This is a genomic window from Thermogymnomonas acidicola JCM 13583, from assembly GCF_001316105.1.
Lineage (GTDB): Archaea > Thermoplasmatota > Thermoplasmata > Thermoplasmatales > Thermoplasmataceae > Thermogymnomonas > Thermogymnomonas acidicola.
This window is the reverse complement of record NZ_BBCP01000009.1, coordinates 25,694-41,905: the sequence shown is the minus strand read 5'-3', so window position 1 is coordinate 41,905 and position 16,212 is coordinate 25,694. Positions and strand designations below refer to the sequence as shown.

25 protein-coding genes and 6 pseudogenes are annotated in these 16,212 nt (G+C 57.5%); 10 read left to right on the top strand and 21 right to left on the bottom strand.

Features of this window, described 5'->3' with window-relative positions:
• Window positions 1–153 precede the first annotated feature (153 nt).
• The 9 genes and pseudogenes from JCM13583_RS12920 to JCM13583_RS08500 all read right to left on the bottom strand — a co-directional run bounded on the left by JCM13583_RS12920 (window position 154) and on the right by JCM13583_RS08500 (window position 4,279).
• Window positions 154–1,522: pseudogene (locus JCM13583_RS12920) on the bottom strand (MFS transporter).
• Window positions 1,523–1,599: 77 nt separating this feature from the next.
• The gene (locus JCM13583_RS08525) at window positions 1,600–1,758 is read right to left on the bottom strand and encodes a helix-turn-helix domain-containing protein (protein WP_162509673.1); all 159 of its coding nucleotides are present in this window, start codon (window positions 1,756–1,758) and stop codon (window positions 1,600–1,602) included.
• Window positions 1,755–1,898, bottom strand: a complete 144-nt coding sequence (locus JCM13583_RS14105) for a hypothetical protein (RefSeq protein ID WP_171823540.1) — start codon at window positions 1,896–1,898, stop codon at window positions 1,755–1,757. The genes JCM13583_RS08525 and JCM13583_RS14105 overlap by 4 nt, the downstream gene beginning before the upstream one ends.
• A complete protein-coding gene (locus JCM13583_RS08520; RefSeq protein WP_075057370.1) occupies window positions 1,898–2,266 on the bottom strand; it encodes a hypothetical protein in 369 nt (122 codons plus the stop codon). The genes JCM13583_RS14105 and JCM13583_RS08520 overlap by 1 nt, the downstream gene beginning before the upstream one ends.
• A gap of 64 nt (window positions 2,267–2,330) precedes the next feature.
• Window positions 2,331–2,984, bottom strand: coding sequence for a CoA transferase (locus JCM13583_RS08515; RefSeq protein WP_075057369.1), 654 nt, complete (start codon window positions 2,982–2,984; stop codon window positions 2,331–2,333).
• Window positions 2,965–3,411: a CoA transferase gene (locus tag JCM13583_RS08510; RefSeq protein WP_075057368.1), complete on the bottom strand. Its 447-nt coding sequence runs from the start codon at window positions 3,409–3,411 to the stop codon at window positions 2,965–2,967. The genes JCM13583_RS08515 and JCM13583_RS08510 overlap by 20 nt, the downstream gene beginning before the upstream one ends.
• Entirely contained in the window at window positions 3,395–3,559 is a 165-nt protein-coding gene (locus tag JCM13583_RS14100) for a hypothetical protein (protein ID WP_171823539.1), read from the bottom strand. The genes JCM13583_RS08510 and JCM13583_RS14100 overlap by 17 nt, the downstream gene beginning before the upstream one ends.
• Window positions 3,510–3,935 carry a hypothetical protein gene (locus JCM13583_RS12915; protein WP_162509671.1) on the bottom strand — a complete coding sequence of 142 codons (426 nt, stop codon included), beginning with the start codon at window positions 3,933–3,935 and terminating at the stop codon, window positions 3,510–3,512. The genes JCM13583_RS14100 and JCM13583_RS12915 overlap by 50 nt, the downstream gene beginning before the upstream one ends.
• Window positions 3,833–4,279, bottom strand: coding sequence for a hypothetical protein (locus tag JCM13583_RS08500; protein WP_075057367.1), 447 nt, complete (start codon window positions 4,277–4,279; stop codon window positions 3,833–3,835). Before JCM13583_RS08500 ends, JCM13583_RS12915 begins: the two co-directional genes overlap by 103 nt.
• A 289-nt stretch (window positions 4,280–4,568) precedes the next feature.
• Here JCM13583_RS08500 and JCM13583_RS08495 point away from each other — a divergent pair.
• The 8 genes and pseudogenes from JCM13583_RS08495 to JCM13583_RS08475 all read left to right on the top strand — a co-directional run bounded on the left by JCM13583_RS08495 (window position 4,569) and on the right by JCM13583_RS08475 (window position 8,560).
• A pseudogene (locus tag JCM13583_RS08495) lies at window positions 4,569–5,727 on the top strand (thiolase family protein).
• A 52-nt stretch (window positions 5,728–5,779) separates the two neighbouring features.
• Complete coding sequence (locus JCM13583_RS14095; protein ID WP_171823538.1) at window positions 5,780–5,941, top strand: hypothetical protein; 162 nt, start codon at window positions 5,780–5,782, stop codon at window positions 5,939–5,941.
• A gap of 261 nt (window positions 5,942–6,202) precedes the next feature.
• Complete coding sequence (locus JCM13583_RS12910) at window positions 6,203–6,364, top strand: CoA transferase (RefSeq protein WP_162509670.1); 162 nt, start codon at window positions 6,203–6,205, stop codon at window positions 6,362–6,364.
• Window positions 6,343–6,672 (top strand): CoA transferase, encoded by a 330-nt coding sequence (locus tag JCM13583_RS12905; RefSeq protein WP_162509669.1) that lies wholly within the window; start codon window positions 6,343–6,345, stop codon window positions 6,670–6,672. The genes JCM13583_RS12910 and JCM13583_RS12905 overlap by 22 nt, the downstream gene beginning before the upstream one ends.
• Window positions 6,584–7,186 (top strand): annotated as a pseudogene (locus JCM13583_RS12900) (CoA transferase); the annotation flags it as partial. The gene JCM13583_RS12905 and the pseudogene JCM13583_RS12900, both read left to right, overlap by 89 nt.
• A gap of 161 nt (window positions 7,187–7,347) precedes the next feature.
• A complete protein-coding gene (locus tag JCM13583_RS14090; protein ID WP_171823537.1) occupies window positions 7,348–7,548 on the top strand; it encodes a hypothetical protein in 201 nt (66 codons plus the stop codon).
• Window positions 7,524–7,964: an MFS transporter gene (locus JCM13583_RS08480; protein ID WP_075057365.1), complete on the top strand. Its 441-nt coding sequence runs from the start codon at window positions 7,524–7,526 to the stop codon at window positions 7,962–7,964. Before JCM13583_RS14090 ends, JCM13583_RS08480 begins: the two co-directional genes overlap by 25 nt.
• Window positions 7,961–8,560, top strand: a complete 600-nt coding sequence (locus tag JCM13583_RS08475; protein WP_075057364.1) for a hypothetical protein — start codon at window positions 7,961–7,963, stop codon at window positions 8,558–8,560. Before JCM13583_RS08480 ends, JCM13583_RS08475 begins: the two co-directional genes overlap by 4 nt.
• A gap of 28 nt (window positions 8,561–8,588) precedes the next feature.
• On the opposite strand, the gene JCM13583_RS14085 is transcribed toward JCM13583_RS08475, so the two are convergent.
• From JCM13583_RS14085 to trxA, 8 genes are all read right to left on the bottom strand, one after another.
• On the bottom strand, window positions 8,589–8,738 hold the full coding sequence (locus tag JCM13583_RS14085) for a hypothetical protein (protein WP_171823536.1): 150 nt from the start codon (window positions 8,736–8,738) through the stop codon (window positions 8,589–8,591).
• Window positions 8,739–8,789: 51 nt separating this feature from the next.
• Window positions 8,790–9,407, bottom strand: a complete 618-nt coding sequence (locus JCM13583_RS12895; protein ID WP_162509666.1) for an FAD-binding oxidoreductase — start codon at window positions 9,405–9,407, stop codon at window positions 8,790–8,792.
• Complete coding sequence (locus tag JCM13583_RS12890) at window positions 9,370–9,660, bottom strand: FAD-binding oxidoreductase (RefSeq protein ID WP_162509665.1); 291 nt, start codon at window positions 9,658–9,660, stop codon at window positions 9,370–9,372. Before JCM13583_RS12890 ends, JCM13583_RS12895 begins: the two co-directional genes overlap by 38 nt.
• Window positions 9,621–10,076 (bottom strand): FAD-binding oxidoreductase, encoded by a 456-nt coding sequence (locus tag JCM13583_RS12885; protein ID WP_162509664.1) that lies wholly within the window; start codon window positions 10,074–10,076, stop codon window positions 9,621–9,623. The genes JCM13583_RS12890 and JCM13583_RS12885 overlap by 40 nt, the downstream gene beginning before the upstream one ends.
• A gap of 177 nt (window positions 10,077–10,253) precedes the next feature.
• A complete protein-coding gene (locus tag JCM13583_RS12880) occupies window positions 10,254–10,589 on the bottom strand; it encodes an FAD-dependent oxidoreductase (RefSeq protein ID WP_162509663.1) in 336 nt (111 codons plus the stop codon).
• A 24-nt stretch (window positions 10,590–10,613) separates the two neighbouring features.
• Window positions 10,614–10,919: a hypothetical protein gene (locus tag JCM13583_RS12875; RefSeq protein ID WP_162509662.1), complete on the bottom strand. Its 306-nt coding sequence runs from the start codon at window positions 10,917–10,919 to the stop codon at window positions 10,614–10,616.
• Window positions 10,886–11,233 carry an FAD-dependent oxidoreductase gene (locus tag JCM13583_RS12870; protein WP_162509661.1) on the bottom strand — a complete coding sequence of 116 codons (348 nt, stop codon included), beginning with the start codon at window positions 11,231–11,233 and terminating at the stop codon, window positions 10,886–10,888. The genes JCM13583_RS12875 and JCM13583_RS12870 overlap by 34 nt, the downstream gene beginning before the upstream one ends.
• Before the next feature lie 9 nt (window positions 11,234–11,242).
• On the bottom strand, window positions 11,243–11,677 hold the full coding sequence (gene trxA, locus JCM13583_RS08460; protein WP_075057363.1) for a thioredoxin: 435 nt from the start codon (window positions 11,675–11,677) through the stop codon (window positions 11,243–11,245).
• Window positions 11,678–11,771: 94 nt separating this feature from the next.
• Here trxA and JCM13583_RS08455 point away from each other — a divergent pair, with 94 nt between their 5' ends.
• Window positions 11,772–12,155, top strand: a complete 384-nt coding sequence (locus tag JCM13583_RS08455) for a MarR family transcriptional regulator (RefSeq protein WP_162509660.1) — start codon at window positions 11,772–11,774, stop codon at window positions 12,153–12,155.
• Window positions 12,156–12,222: 67 nt separating this feature from the next.
• Here the strand turns inward: JCM13583_RS08455 and JCM13583_RS08450 are convergent.
• A pseudogene (locus tag JCM13583_RS08450) lies at window positions 12,223–13,147 on the bottom strand (ornithine cyclodeaminase).
• A gap of 84 nt (window positions 13,148–13,231) precedes the next feature.
• Here JCM13583_RS08450 and JCM13583_RS08445 point away from each other — a divergent pair.
• Window positions 13,232–13,525: a hypothetical protein gene (locus tag JCM13583_RS08445; protein ID WP_075057361.1), complete on the top strand. Its 294-nt coding sequence runs from the start codon at window positions 13,232–13,234 to the stop codon at window positions 13,523–13,525.
• Between the two features lie 208 nt (window positions 13,526–13,733).
• Here JCM13583_RS08445 and JCM13583_RS08440 read toward each other — a convergent pair.
• From JCM13583_RS08440 to JCM13583_RS08430, 3 genes and pseudogenes are all read right to left on the bottom strand, one after another.
• Window positions 13,734–14,676, bottom strand: a pseudogene (locus JCM13583_RS08440) (deoxyhypusine synthase).
• Between the two features lie 105 nt (window positions 14,677–14,781).
• Window positions 14,782–15,347 (bottom strand): annotated as a pseudogene (locus JCM13583_RS08435) (30S ribosomal protein S7).
• A gap of 2 nt (window positions 15,348–15,349) precedes the next feature.
• Window positions 15,350–15,787 (bottom strand): 30S ribosomal protein S12, encoded by a 438-nt coding sequence (locus JCM13583_RS08430; protein WP_075057360.1) that lies wholly within the window; start codon window positions 15,785–15,787, stop codon window positions 15,350–15,352.
• Between the last annotated feature and the right edge of the window lie 425 nt (window positions 15,788–16,212).

Here is a 16,212-nt window from a genome sequence, read left to right as displayed (position 1 = left end):
GAGGTGTTTGCCAGGCTCCCGGCCACCTGGGCGGTCAGCGTGACGCCGAAAAGGAGAAGGGATACCCTACCTGCCCGTGACACAGCATGGCATCTCAGCCCTCTCCTTTACCTTTTTCACAACTGTAAAAATGTTGTTGTTCCCATGCGTAATTCACTGTGCTATCTCCTCCACCATCTTCCTGGTGGTCCTGGGCCCGAGGATCAGGAGGTCTGCGACAACAATTGCAACGAGGAACCATATGAACTCGAAGACCGCCAGGTTACCGTGCGGCTTTATGAAGGCCGCGATCAGGAGGACGAGGATCGATGTGGAAACCCTGCTCAGCGCATAGACGAAGCCTGACGCGGTTGTCCTCACCCTGGTCGGGAACACCTCTGCGTTGTACTGGTGGAGGAAGTTGCTGAAGTTCCAGAGGGCGAATGACGTGAGGAAGCCGAAGACCACTGCCTGCAGCAGGGTGTGGACTATAACGAAGAGTGTGCCGAACGCGCCCCCCCCAAGTATGGCAGACGCTATTATGCCCATCTTCCTCTCGACCCTGTCTATTATGAATATGTTGAATATGCTGCCAACAACGAAGCCGGAGAAGATTATGGAAGCAAAGCCCAGTGGGTCACTCTTCGGGAACGATACGGATATTATGCCCGGCGCGAAGGTTACGAAGCCGTAGAATATGCCTGACTGGAAGAACTGGAATATGGCCATCATGAGGGTTGTGCGCCTCACGTCTGGAGCAAAAATGTCAGCAAACCTCGAAGGCTTCTCCACAATGTTTGTCTTTGATGACAGGGGGGGAGGGAGTTCCTTCAGGTTCAGTTCCCTCTTCACTCTGTCCTCTATCTGCCTCATTATGCGTCTGCCTCCTTGTAGCGCCCGTGGACCTCGAGCCACCTCGCGACTCCGTAAGCCTTAGCCTCACTGCCCAGACAGCAAACCCCCCCGCCACGCCCATGATCCACAGCGGTATCCTGAAGGAGTAGTAGCCAGATGTGATGTGAGCGAGGTGATGTAAACGATGAGTGGTGCTGCCGTCACGGCTATGGTATAGATAAGGGCCAGCCTGGCACCCCTCTGCTTCCCCCCTGAACACCTCCGTGCCATAGCTGTCCACCAGCGGGAACTCGCCCCAACCCCCAATGCCGCCTATGAAGACGAACAATGCAACAAGCTGCCACAGAGGCATGAAGCCGGCGATGAGCATGCCGGTGCCGAAGAGCAGCTGGTTGTACAGGAACACGGCCTTACGACCCCTGGCATCGGCCAGCCTACCGAAGAATATTGAGCCAACGAACTCACCTAGGAAGAAAGGCACAGGCAGTGCATAGGTCGAGTACACCCCCTTCAGGGAGAAATAGGCTGCCACGAGGCTCAGTATGGCTCCGTTTCCCAGAAGCATGAGGCTCTCTGCCCACTCCCCACTGGTTAGCATCAGGAGGAAGTTTCTGTGGAACTTACTGAAGGGTAATCTCTCCAGTCTGTCCGCAATGCTCCCCCCCTCATACCCTTTATTCTCTTCCATCCATGGTTGTAGGTGGTGGGTGTATATAATTGGACATTATAACTAATTAAAAAGAAAATGTCCTTGCAGTATCGTATTCAGGTGAACCTTTCCACAATGGCCCTAACGATCTTGCCCTCCGCCCTCCTCAGGTGGTAGAGTGCGGTCACCTTTGATATGTTGAACATGGAGCCTATGCTGTCAGCGTCCAGTTCCCTTGGCCAGCTGTAGAATCCGTGCAGGTAAGCGCTCTTCATAATCCTCCACTCCGTCTCGGTGAGGCCGAGGGCGTAAGGGTGAAGCCCCCCCTGAGTGTCATGAGTTCGAGAGCTTCGTGCGCACTGCACCTCTGGTACGTGTATGCCTCTATGTCATTCAGCCTCTCAACGCTTGACATTATGCCTTCTGCGTCCCCCCCCTGGAACTGACTATTACCCTGAACCTCTCGGTTCCGCCTGTGGCGATGACCGGGAACACCAGTGTGCCCCCCCCGCCCAGTATTATGGCATCCATGACACCGTGGCCCTTTTTCCTGCCGGTTATCAGGGTGGCCTTTCTGTCTGCCTCTATCCTGAACTTCGTGAAGTCGCTGGACAGGGCCTTCCTTATCTCCCCCCCAAGATCCCTGGAGAGCGTCAGGGCCGCAACAGAGTTCACCGACGGCTCCATGCGGAAGACGTCCAGTATGAACAGGGAGGCATCGGTCCTGGTTGCAACGGCGGATAGCCCGCAGCTGCTCCTGACCGTGAAGTCCAGAAGATACATGTTAGGATATCAGTGTGTATTTGCTATTAAACATTTCCAGCCCTGCTCTTCCCCCCCTCACCCATCATGCCGTTGCCCTCACCCAGGCAGGTGCCCTCCCTGGCCGGGAACCGCCTATGGGTATTCCGGGGGACAAGGATGCTCCTGCCCCCCCGTACTCCACCTCGACCATCTTTGACCTCGCGTGCTCGTCAACGAGCAGGTCCCAGGGCCTCCTGAGCTCCGCAAAGCCGACGTTTGCCCTGGCCAGCCTTGAGGACAGTTCACTGGACGGCATTGATGCCACTATCTCGGAGATCCTGGGTATCAGCTCACCCCCCCTTAGCCTGTGCCTCATGGCGTTTGTCTTGTATTCTTCCCTGTCGAGTTCCGGCGCTACCTCCCTGCAGAATGCCTTCCACTGTTCGTCGGTGGTCACAGCCACGAAGACATCCACCCCCCCGTCCGATGTCCTGAAGAAATCGTACACGCCCCCCCAGGAAAATCCCACCTCGTTTAACGGTGGCACTTCCCTTCCTGTGACCTGGTACGTGGCGATGTGCTGCCCCCCCACAAAGAACATGGCCGTCTCGAAGAGTGCCGATTCAACGAACTTTCCCTCACCAGTCCTCTCCCTCTCCATGAGGGCTGCAAGGACTCCTATCACACCGAAAAGTGCTGCACCCATGTCAACGAGCGAAGCGCCCACACGGAGCGGCCTACCGTTCAGGCCGGTCATGTACGCGAGGCCGCTGTGTACCTCTATGGGGGAAGTCCAGCGACTTCCTGGCCTCGTACGGGCCCGAGCCGTAACCCTTGATCGATAGGTATATGATCCGGGGGTTCACCTCCCTGAGCTTCCTGTAGCCTAGTCCCAGGGCATCCATGGCACCTGGCCCAAGGTTGTCGATCACCACATCGGAGCCCCCCCTCACCAGTTCCAGGAACTCATCCCTACCAGATGCCTGCCTCAGGTCTATCTCCACGCTCCTCTTGTTCCTGTTGAAGAACGGGAAGGTGCCTGCGCTGGAACCCTCTAGCTCCCTTGCGATGTCTCCCCCCCTGCCTGGCCTCTCCACCTTTATGACCTCAAAGCCCAGGTCAGAGAATATGAGCCCTGCTGTTGGCCCGGCGACTATGTGGCCTATCTCAATGACCCTTACCAATGACATCACCCGCGATCCTTACAACATCATCCACTTTCAGGCACACGCCCCCCCTCCTGGCAGACTCGTCCTTCACCCTTGCCAGGACCTCCCTTATCTCAGCCTCGGACGCACCGATGCCCCTCGATGCCAGTATTTGCTCCACCATTGCCCTTCCGGCATATACGTTGATGCTGAATTCCGACGCCTGAAGACCCCCCCACTGAAGGCAGCGTGGGTGCCGGCAGTGTGCTTCTGGCATTTGCGCCGAAGAATGGCAGGTTGTCGAAGAGGAACGTCTCTCCTACCTTGCTGACCAGTATGGACGCAAGGTACCTGTAGGCCTCTGCCAGGGCATCCATGTCCAGGCCATCGCTGCCCAGTGCCCTGGTGGCGAAGTCAGAGACCGCTGCAAGATCCGCTATGCCGTTCCTCTCCCCCCCTATGCCCATAATGGTGCAGTCAGCCCTCTGGGCGCCACTCTCCAGGCCGGCCAGAGTGTTGGCAACCGCAAGCCCCCTGTCGTTGTGGCAGTGCACCTCCACAGAGGCCCCCCGACACTGGAGGCAACCGCAGAGACCACTTCCCTCATCCTGCCTGGTGTGGCCTGGCCGAGTGTGTCCGGAAGCTGTATGATGTCTACACCAAGCGAGTCCAGGCGCTTCGAAATCTCGACTATCCTCTCCAGGCTCCACTCACTCACGTTGACCACGGCAACGGCAACGGGCCGCCCTGTGGACCTGGCGTAGCGCACCGCCTCCATGGCCCTGTCCAGGTGGCCGAGGTCGAAGGGCAGGTGCATCGCGATGCCCGCGCCTGTCCTGAATACCGTTTCTGCGTCCTGAACGGTCGTCCTCCCAAGGCCGAATACCTCCCTGAACAGCCGCATCTCAACGACCCTTTCAGTGAACTCGGCCTCAGAGGGGGGGTGGGCAGGGGGGGGTAGGCAACTATTGCAGACCGCACCCCTGCTCTTGATATCAGGCCTGCCAGCCTTAACCTCTCCTCCCTGCTGTACGCAAGGCCAGGGGGGGCCTGCATGCCCTCCCTCAGTGTATCGTCAACAATCATGATGGTGAAAGCGGTGAACGCGTATTCAAAGAATACTCTAACCTATTAGCACCATGCCTGCAAAAAATGAATAAGGTAAGTGCAGATCATTGAATGAGGACGCAGAGATGTCGGCAATAGTTGCATCCGGCATGACCAGGTTCGGGAAGAGGAAGGAGGACCTCCTGTCCCTGGGGGGCGAATCTGCCCTCCCTATACTCAGGAAGTACAGGAGTGATATCGATTTCCTCCTTGTATCGAACTCCTACTCTGGTGAATTCAACTCAATTTCAGGCATCAACACGCTGCTCGCCACCTACCTGAGCCTTGACGGCGTCCCTTCCCTGCGTGTGGACAACACCAGTGGCAGCGGTGGCACAGCAATCTTCCTCGCTGACATGCTCATCAAGTCAGGCCAGGCCCGGGCGGTGCTTGTTACCGGCCTGGAGAAGATGTCCACCATGGACACAAGGCACGTGACATCAGTCATTGCGTCACTCCTGCCAGAGGAGGAGAGGCGGCAGGGGGGGCCGTCCCTGCCATCGCTGGCCGCACTGCTGGCCCAGCTATACATGAGGCGGTACGGCGCCAGCAGGGAGAGCCTGGCACAGGTTTCAGTGAAGAACCATAGGAACGGTGCAGCCAACCCTTATGCGCACATACAGAAGGAGGTTACACTGGAGGAGGTCATGCAGTCCCCAGTGGTTGCGGAGCCACTGAGGCAGTACGAGTTCAGCCCCATAAGCGACGGGGGGGCAGCATCGGTGCTGGTGGTGGGCGACGGGGGGGATGCGGAGAGCTTCACAGACAGGCCAGTTTACATAAAGGCGGTATCTCTGGCCAGCGACAGTGCATCCGTCACGGCGAGGGGGGGAGACCTCATGGGCCTGGAAGCGGTGAGGAGGGCCGGGAGGAACGCAATGAGGCTCTCAGGAATATCCAAGCCGGATTTCGCAGAGCTCCACGACATGGCCACTGTGCTTGAACTTGTCCAGATGGAGAGCCTGGGGGGGCTCTGCGAGCCAGGGGGGGAGGCATGGAAGATGGTGCTGGAGGGCGAGACCGAGGTGGGGGGGGAGCATGCCTGTGAACACCAGCGGGGGGGGCCTCAATTCAAAGGGCCATCCGATAGGTGCCAGTGGCGTGGCGCAGGTCGTGGAGGCCTTCTCTCAGATAAGGAAAGAATGCGGTGGTAGGCAGGTCAAGGACGCAAGGACTGGCCTCTGCCTGAGCATGTCCGGGTTCGGGAACAGTGCGGCTGTCACGGTGCTGGGTGATGAGCCATGATGGTGAGCGAATGTGCCAGGTGCAGGGCACGCTGGTTTGTGAGGCGCCTCATGTGCCGAAGTGCGGGTCTGAGGAAATCCGTGCAGTGGAAGTCCAGGGTGAAGAGGAGGCCTCAACGAGGCTCCTCGTCACTCCCGCTGGGTTACCTGAAAGCTACAGGGTGAGGCTGGTGAGGGCAGACAACTGTTTCTACCTGGAAATGCTGAATGAGTGATCCCTGTCGGTACCAGGGCCTGGGTTTCACGGAACACAGGAACTTTTTTATCGTCAAAGCACTGTTAAACACTGGCATCCGATACGCGGTACATGCGGAGCAAGGGTGGGGGGGCCGCAGGCGAATCCGGCACGTGGTCATGGTCGACCTGCGGTAAATGGCCAGTGCAGGCCCCCCCCGTTTGGGCCTCAGGGCCTTTGTCTCCCTGCCTGCACACCCTGCTTTCGCTGTGCCCTGGTTCAGTGGTGATGGGGTGATCGAGTGCAGTCCTCACTTGGTGGTATAAGGGTGGTAGACTTCACGGTGGCCATGGCGGGGGGGCCCTACTGCACCATGATGCTGGGTGACCTAGGTGCTGAGGTAATAAAGGTCGAGCCTCCGCAGGGAGATGTGACCAGGTCCTGGGCGCCCCCCCGTATATAGCCGGTCAGTCCGCTTACTTCCTGAGCGTGAACAGGAACAAGAGGAGCATATCTGTGGACCTGAAGGACGAATCGAACAGGGAGAGGGTAAGGAAGCTCATAGCATCGTCCGACGTCGTGGTGGAGAACTTCAAGCCGGGAGTTATGAGGAAACTGGGCCTTGACTACGAGAGCGTCAGGCAGCTGAACGAAAGGATCATATACTGCAGCATTTCCGGCTTCGGGCAGACAGGCCCCCAGGGCGGAGCAGCCGGGGGGGTTCGACCTCACGATATTGGCAATGAGCGGACTGATGAGCATAACAGGTGAGCCCGAGAGGCCACCGGTCAAGTTCGGCGTTCCGATCGCGGACATAGTCTCTGGATTGCATGCTGCAATAGCCATAGTGGCAGCAATCAGGCACAGGGACAGGACAGGGGGGGAAGGCCAGTACATTGACATGTCCATGCTCGAAGCCAACATGTCTGTGCTGACACACCAGGCCTTCAGCTACTTCGCAACAGGCAGGGACCCGGAAAAGCATGGCTCTGCCCACTCCAGCATAGCACCCTACCAGGTCTTCAGGGCCTCTGACGGGTACATCGCAGTTGCTGTGGGAAGCGAGAAGCAGTGGTCATCGTTCTGCAGGGCAATCGGGAGGGAAGACCTTGAGAGGGATGAGAGGTTCAGGACAAACCCTGACAGGGTGAGGCACAGGGAGGAACTTGTGGCAGAGCTTGAAAGGGTCTTTATCACCAGGGACAGGCAGTACTGGGTGTCAGCACTCATGGCTGCGTCTGTACCAGCTGCCCCCTGTACTCAACGTTTCAGAGGCAATGCATGACGAGCAGGTCAAGGCGAGAGAAGTGTTGGTGAAATCGACGCAGGTTATGGCAGGGTACCCGTTATATCCTCACCGTTCAGGATGTCAAAGACACCCGGGACTGTTAGGCTCCCTCCTCCCCCCCTGCTGGGCCAGGATAACGAGCTGCTGGAGGAAGTGCAATGATGGAGAGGAGTAGCCTGGGCAGGGACGTTCTAATGATATCGTTCTCTGCCTTCTTTGCAGACCTCGGTTATCAGGCCGTTATAGCGGGGGGGTATCCCCCCCTCTACCTAACCGTTGCCCTGGGCGCCCCCCCGTTTTCGTTTATGGGATCGCAGAGGCCCTCAACTACGGTGTGGGCTCACTCTTCTCCTACATAGGTGGCAGGATCTCGGACAGGTTCGGCAGGAAGAGAGTCGCTATTGTGGGGGGGAACAGCTTGATACCCATTCTCTCTTTCACAGGCCTTGTCAGGTCAGTACCCGGCGCAGTGGCGACATTTGCATCCGGCTGGTGGTCCAGGAACTTCAGGTCCCCTGCGAGGAGGGCACTCCTGGCCTCGGCGGCTGGGCCAGAGGACCGATCGAGGGCCTTCGCCTTCCTCCACTCCCTCGACGTTGGTGGAGGCATGATCGCAACGGTTCTGGTAATACTCCTGCTCCTCATCCGCCTGCCGCTCTATGAGATCTTCCTCTTCACTGTGCCACCGCTTGTCATATCGACCCTCCTCCTGGTGCCTGTCAGGGACAGCGGCAGACAGGCAGAGGGGGGGCCGGCTCGCAGGGCAAATACGTGATGAGCCGCGCAGCCTTCTTTTCAGTACTTGCCGGCACTGCACTGTTCGGGTTCAGCTACTACAGTGCGGGCTTCACGATCATCGTGTCGGAGCGCATCTCAGGCAGCGAGGAACTGGGTGTGCTCTCCTACACGATCCTGATGGCAGCCTCATCACTCACGGGCTTTGCCCTGAGCAGGTTCCGCCTCAGGAAGGACCTCTTTCTCCTCTCCCTCCCAGGTTACCTCCTGGCGGGCATCTCATCACTGGGCATATCGGCCTCCATAGTCTTCGGCGCAGGCCTGCCTGGTGTCTACACAGCCGTTGCCCTCCTTGGTGTATCCCTCGGTTTCGTTGAGACGCTCGAGCCCACCATAATTTCGAGGGCAGTCTCAGCATCTGGCACTGGGCGTGGTATGGGCTCTCTCTCCGGCATGAGGAGCGTTGGGCTCTTCCTCTCGAACCTCGCGATGGGAACGCTGTTCAGCGTGCAGCCATACTATGCATTCTACTATGCCACCGCAGTCTCCACCGCAGCGGCCATACTGGTCATGTGCGGCAGCATTCTCGAGAACAGGTGGAAAAATAATGGCGCCCCCCCGGCAACTGTGAACTGACCGGGGGGCCCTTCCCTTCAGTGCACACTCAGTCTGCGTTGCCGTGCTCGAAGTACTCCTCAAGGCCGGCTGTGCCCCCCCTTTTCCTCCTCAGCGCTATCCTTATGGCTGTCTCGGCGTCCATGCCGTACTCCATCAGGGACTCAAAGGTCTCGTCCTCTATCTCCACCCTCTTCATTGAGTGACTGAGTTTGTCATTGTATTAATAATTTGCTGAAGTCTGCATCGCTTATTGACGGATCAAATCACCATATGCTCCCTCGGAACACGCCTCTCCTCCACCCCCCAGGTCACTTACCCTGACCCTCTCTCCGTTGTAGAGTTCCGCAAACTCTTTCCCGCCAAGGAGTGCAGAGACGATCCTGCCCGCCGCGTCCCCCTTCATGATGCCGCTTCCGCTGGTGCCTGTGGCCACGATCACGTTCAGATCCCTGAAGATGTAGTGTGTCCTGTCGATGGTGTTGTAGGCGTAGTGGCCAGCCCACATTGAGGTAACGCGGGCCGATGACAGTATGGGGGGGAGGTATGAGCGTGCAACGGGGAAAACGCTCTTCTCATAAAACTCAGGCTCTGGCTGCGGATCCTCTGTGAAAGAAAAGTCCCTGCCGTACTCGTCAGCCACAGAGATCCACAGTGACCTGCTCCTGGGCTCCGGCCTCATGTACACCCTGTGGCTGGGCAGGACGACGAAGGGCACAGTGTCAGCGCCTTCAACCATGGGGTGCTCCACGAACCTCCCGATCTCCGGGCCAGAGACCTGGAAGACCTGCCTCTTCTTTGGCCTAATATGGCTATCTATGCCTGTTGGGTCAAGGAGTGCGGTTGTCCAGACGTCGGTGCAGAGCACGTAGGTGTCCGCAGAGACCTCCCCCGGAGCTCGTCTGGAGGCTCCTCACGGTCTTTTCCTGCCACAGGAAGGGCTCTCCGGGATAGTTGAGTGGCTTCACCGGTTCAAGGGCAACCCTCTTCACCTCAGTCCCGTACATTGCCTCCACACCCATCTCCCTTATCTGTCTGTCGTAGAACCCGCAGAGCTTGTCCGGCTCTATGATTCCGCAGTTCAGGCCCAGGAGCCCACCTTCAATGTCCGAGAGGCCCATGAGCTCAGCCTCCGACCTCTCAGGCCTGAGTCTGAACCCCCCATCTCCTCGATCTCATGCTTGTCCACAAACCTTGACCTGCTCTTTGCCGCTGCCTCCCTCGTATACCCAGAATCCAAGGCACCGCTCCCGAGTAGGAAGAGGTAGCCGGTGAACTTCATGCCTATGTCGTGGTGCAGGTCTTCCTGCACGTGCCTGTAGAAGGAGATGGAGGACGAGGCGAGCTTCCTGTTCATCTCGGATGAGAAGACGTCCCTGAAGCCTGCCGCACTCCTCCCTGTGTTCCCCCCCTGGGCGAAAGTGCTCTTCCTCTCCAGAAGTGCAACCCTCATGTCCGGGTTCTCCCTCTTGATATGGTAGGCCGAGGAGAGGCCAGTTATCCCGGCGCCGACCACCACAACGTCGAACTTTTCCATGCCGCTTTATATTGAAACACAAATTAATTTGTTTCACTCCGCGGGATATGAAGAAACTGGATAACAGCTCCAGTCTCCGTGCACCGACTGAAAGAGAATGGGCGCTCCATTGGCCGGGCATTCAGGGGGAAGGCCCCCCCTCCATGGGGGGGCCGTCCAGGCACCCGGCCAGAACCACTAGCCTGTTACCTTGATGTCCACGGTCCTCCAGTCAGTATTAGAGGCGTGCTTCCCGCGCTTCTTCTGGAGGTAGTTGTATGCGCTCAGTGCAGCCGTGGCACCCTGTCCGGCGGATATGACCACCTGCTTGTACGGCATCTGCGTTATGTCGCCTGCCGCAAACACACCCTTCCTGGACGTCTGGCCGAGGCTGTCCACTATTATCTCGCCTTCATCATTCATTTCCACGAAGCCCTCCAGGAACTTGCTCCTGGTGACGTACCCCCCCATCTCCACGAAGACTGCCTCGCCCTCTATCCTCTCCTCCTTCCCCCCCGCAGACTGCAGTGACACCCCCCCTCACTGTGGCATCACCCTCTATGCTCCTGACCTCGCACCCTGTCCTGAAGCGGACATTGTTCCTGGACTTGAGGGCCTGGAGCAGCTCCGGGTCGCCCCCCGCACTGTGTTCGGCCTCTGCACCACGGTCACGCCAGAAGCGACGCCTGAGAGGTACAGGGCTGCCTGCAGCGCGTGGTCCCCGTGGCCCACGAGTATCACTTCCTTCCCCCTGTACAGGGGGGGTCCATCACAGACAGCACAGTAGGACACTCCACGCCCCCCCTTCAGCTCGCTCTCACCCGGCACGTTCAGGTCCCTGGGTGTCTTGCCGAAGGCCAGTATAAGGGCCTCAGCTCGAAGGACGCCGTGGTAGTCTTAACCGTGAACCTGTCCTCGCCACTGACGGAGACGACCTCGTCGTAGAAGAACTCTGTGCCGTAGAGGCTGGCCTGCTCCTGGAAGATGGACATGAGTTCGAAGCCGCCTATGCTCTTGAAGCCGGGGTAGTTCTGTATCTCCGTTGTGAGGAGGGCCTGCCCTCCGATGTCCTTGGTTATCACCAGGGTCTTGAGCCCCCCCTGCCTTGCCATGTAGAGGGCAGCCGTGAGGCCAGCGGCAGCTCCACCGACCACGATCACGTCGTATTTGCTCTCCATCAATCTACCTCAGTTCAGGACGAAATTCCTCTTTATCTTGGTCTCCAGGAAGGCCCTGGGCACAGCCCCTATCACCGCGTCCACCGGCTTGCCGTTTGCGAAGAACATGATTGTGGGTATGCTCCTTATCATGAACCTCGAGGCAACCATGGGGGGGTTATCGTCCACATTCACCTTTGCGAAGTCGATCTTGCCGGCGTAGTCCTTCGCAAGCTGCTCCACTATGGGCGAAACCATCCTGCACGGGGGGGCACACCAGGGTGCCCAGAAATCTACGACGACATACCTCTTTGAGGACACAAAGCTGTCGAAATCGCTGTCCGTAAGCGGAACAGGCTCAGTGTTCACAACTCTCACCTCCATACTAGGCTCTCTGCCCTGGGACATGAACTGCCTCAGCATGCGTTCCCTTATCCTCTGCAGTTCCTCATCATCAGAGGGCATCTTTACCAGACCTGGATTTTGAGCTGGCTTATATTTTTTGTTATTGCAAATGACATGCAATACCGTTTAATATGCATTTTACATTACCTCAAGCATGGAGATGCCCACATCACTCCTGGACAGGAGTGCCAGCTGCTCTGACTTCCTCTCCTGCCTCTTCGCACTCAACGCAACTGACGTGTCCGTACTGTTCTCACTTTCGTCCGCAAAGAAGGCGACGCTGGACAGCATAGCGGAGATCACAGGGAGGGACAGGACCACGGTCTTCAGGAGCCTTGAGAGGCTGATAAGCGCCGGCTTCGTGACAAAGACCTCCTCAGTGGTGGACGGCGGGGGGGGCACCAGGAACCTTTACTCGGTCGTTTCGGAGGAAACGCTCATGGAGACGATAAGGTCCAGGGCTAGGGCTGCGGTGGATAACATACTGGAAGCGGAGAAGAGGGCGGAGGAGGAGCTCCGCCGGCACCTCTACCAGTAGCCTGGATGGGCCCTGCAATTCTGGCTTGCATGCCTGGCCACAGTACACGGGCGGCCCGGGCCCTGCATCAACTGTCGCCGGTTACGCCCATTTTCCTCAGGAGGACGTATGCTGCTGCCAGGTCTTCCAGGCCTATCCCCCCCATGCTCTTGAACACCACCCTATCCTTCCTGTACGCTTCAGGTTTCACCATGAAGTCCTTCAGCTCAATGAGCCTCTCCCTGCCGTGTTTCCTGACGTAGTCTATCACCTCGCCGCTCTCAAGCAGCGCCTGCTCAAGGTGCTCCACCACTATGAGCTCGCTGCCCTCCAGCACGTCAGGCGCAGCTCCCTCCTGTTAGGCAGGTTACCTCCTGCGAGGTTGACTATGTACCTGTCAGGGAGGTCACCGCGGCTGAATATGGCCTCGTTTGAATCGGTGATGCTGTTCACTATATCAGTATCCCTCAGGGCCCTGTGCACGTCGCTGAATGGCTCTATGCCGAGGCCCGTCACCTTTGACATCCTCTCTGCAAACTTCCTGGCGTTCTCAGGGTGCCTAGAGTAGACCCTGACCTCCTCGAACTGGAATACGGAGCACATAGCTGTGAGCTGCGTCTCTGCCTGGAAGCCGGAACCTATGACTGTGAACACCTTGGGTTTCCACGTGATCGCCTCCCTGGTGAACATGGCCGGGAGTGCTCCCGTCCTGACCTGGCCGAGCCTGTTCGCCTCTATCACAGCCATCAGTTCCATCGAATCAGTGTCGAATACGAGCACAACGAACCTGGCGCCCCCCCCTTGCCCGCTATATACGTCTTCAGGCCAGCCATGTGCCTGTCCGCGTACAGGGCCGGCATGGTGTTCAGCACCATGCCGTCACCGAAAATCCTATCCCTCGGGCTGCTCTTTGACCTCCCTGAACCGTACGAAAGGAATGCGTTCCTCAGTTCCTCGATGACATCCTTCACACTCAGGTTCCTGTCCACTTCCTCCTCTGTTATATAATGCATAGAACCATATTGCAAATAATACAATAAAGGTTGGATCGCGGCAACCAAGGTAAAAGTAAATGTAACATGCGGGGATGTTCAGCCATGTCCAGAAAGCCATCCATTGAACTGCAGAAGCTCAGAAAATACGTGATGGCCAACTCATCTTACAGCCTGGAGGAAAAGGGTAGGGAAATAGTGCTGAGGTTCGTGCCAAACTCCCCTGAGCAGATGGCGCACTTTCCAGAGGGCCAGCCGGTCGAGCACCTTATGTTCGGGTATGTGGAGGGCGGAAGGGTGTTCTTCTACAGGTTCACCACAATAAGCAGCTTCGGAGAGACAACAACCGAGCTGGACGGAGAGGACGACCCTGTCATGGAATGGCTCAAGTACATCTGATCCGCAGGCAGGATACTGCAGTGTTTGGAATCCTTCAGTAGAAAGGTGCATGGTCGCACGCCACGCAGGTGGGATATGGGTCTGCCCCCCCTCCTCACCACTGCCAGGGCTGATACCGCCTTTCCGGAAGCCTTATTCTGGTGAACCCTGGAGATATCACACCGGTGTGGGCATGGTCAGGCAGGATTGTTGGCAGGGGAAGCCCGCATCAGAGTATTGCACCGAACAGGAGGGGCAGTATCACCGTGGCATCGCCGTAGACGTTCACGAACTCCGCGTCCTCTCTGACCTTCTTCCATGAAATTGCCTCCTCCAGCTTGGCGCCAGAGAGCGAGCCGTCGTACTCCTGCGCCGTGGTTATGTAAACCGCATAGTCAAGGCCACCCCTGAACTGGTTCCACCAGATGGTGTGATGCTTTGATATGCCCCCCCCACCGATCATGATCGCTCCCGTCTTCTTCGCCTCGAACACTATGTCCGAAAGCTTGTGCTCGTCCTCAAGCAGGTTGATCTTGAAGTCCCTGTGCATCTCGTAGAAGCTCCACATCTGTGAACCGACCGACCCGTCTGTCATCCCGGGCACAAACACAGGTATACCGTTCTTCGCGGCGTTGTAGAGGATTGAGGAGTCGCTCCCGAGCCTCAGACCGATCTCCTTCACTATCTCGTATCCCGCCCACTCCTTCTTCCTGCTGTAGAGTTCATCGAGGAGGGGCATCATGAAGGCCTCTATGGCCTTTCCGTAACTCTCGTCAGGTATGAACACGCTGCCGAGCCTGTTTATCCCCAGGTCCCTGAGCTTCCTATCACTGAACTCAAACGCACCGCAGTAGTAGTTGCTCACCGTCCTCGCTATGTCGTGGTCAAGGGTGCCGTTGGTCGTTATTATGACGTCCACAAGCCCCCCCTCTTCACCACCTCGTTAATGATCCCCCCCTGGTACCTGTGGATATGATGTCGGCAGGAAAGGAGAGGAATGTGGTGTTCTCCTCATCCACCATCTTCCTGATTATGGAGTAGGCGGTGTATATCTTCGAAGAGGTGAAGCCCCCCCCGCTCCTGGCGAAGCTCTCCATAAGCTGCCCTATCGTGGTATCCCTCGATGCCTTTATGTCCACAACTGTATCCCTGAGAAGCTGGTCTCTCTGCATGGAATGAAATAGACCGGCATTATAAAGAAGTTAACTGGCGCAGCAGGGTAGCCGGCCGATATGTGGAGTTAAAATTGAGTGTGCAGGTCTTGGCCCCCCCTGGCCTCACCTTGCAGACGCGGCTATCCTCTCAACCTCTTCCTTCCTGCTTATTGCGAAGGAACTCGTGTCGTTCCTGGCAGCCGCCATGATCTCGTCGGCCAGGCACTGAGCTATCGGCTTCTTGCTCTTGAACGAAGCGCTTGTTGCGCCTATTGCGATGTTCCTGAGGGCCACGTCCAGCCTCCTGGACGGAGACACGTCCACGGCCTTCGGCACGGCTATGCCACCGTACTTCAGCCTTGTGACCTCTTCCCTGGGTGCGGCGTTCTCTATTGCGTTCACAAGGACCTGGACAGGGTTCTGCTTGGTCCTGCTCTCAATGATCTGGAAAGCCTCGTGTAGCACCCTGTACGCGCTGTACTTCTTGCCTGTCCACTTGCCTGTGCGCATCAGTTTGTTCAGGAGCCGCTCAACAGTGTTTATGTTCCTCTTTCCCGCGGAGTAGCTGGAGTACCTGCCCCCCCGGTGTGCAGGTTCAGGTTGCTGGTCAGGTTGATGTACTTCACCAGGCCCGGGTCATGCACTTGCACGTCTGTAACTGTGTACTGATTGAAGAGTTTCTGCTCCATCTTCACCTCACCGTCTTCTCCTTCCTTCCCTTCACCAGCTCCTTGAGGGAAATTCCGTTGACCTTCACGACCTTATACCTCACACCCGGTATATCTCCCTTGCTTCTCCCCCCCTTCCTGCCGCCTATGCCCTCCACAACGACCTCATCGTGTTCGTCTATGTAGTTTATGGCCCCCCCATCACCTGGCGCGAAGGCCGTTATCTGCCTACCATTCTTTATGAGCTGGAGCTTCACGCACTTCCTGATGGCAGAGTTGGGCTGCTTCGCTTCGATTCCGATCTTCTCTATCACTATTCCCTTGGCCTGGGGTGCCCCCCCCTCAAGCGGGTCGCTCTTTTCCTTCAGCCTGAGCACCCTCCTCTTGTACTTCGCCTTGGACCACCTGAACTTCTTCCTCTGCGCGAGCAGCTTTCCTCCAGCATTCTCACCGTTCGCCAACTTTTCCCCCCCACCCTTTCAACAGGCTTTGACAGTGAAACACCACACCACAGCATGTGGTGCTGACTCCTTACCGATAGCAGGACTCTATATTAATCTTTTAACTCTCCAGATACGGGAGGACCGAGAAGCGGGATCTGCGTCCAAAGTGGCACCCATGAAAGAGTGCATTCCAGGCCCAGGGAGGGGGGGCCTGGGGGGGATCAGGGGGGGGATTGCCAGAGAGCCAGGCCTATGGGCAATGGGGGGGCAACAGGACTGTGGGGGTGTCCCCCCCACCCCCCCATGGGCCATGGGCACATGGGCCGCTTCCTCGCCTGGACACGTGACCGGGATGATCGCACACACTCCATTTGTAATAATGGAGGATTGGCTGTTAAAAATTACAGAACTACTTAATTATTGACTTAATTGCATAATTTATG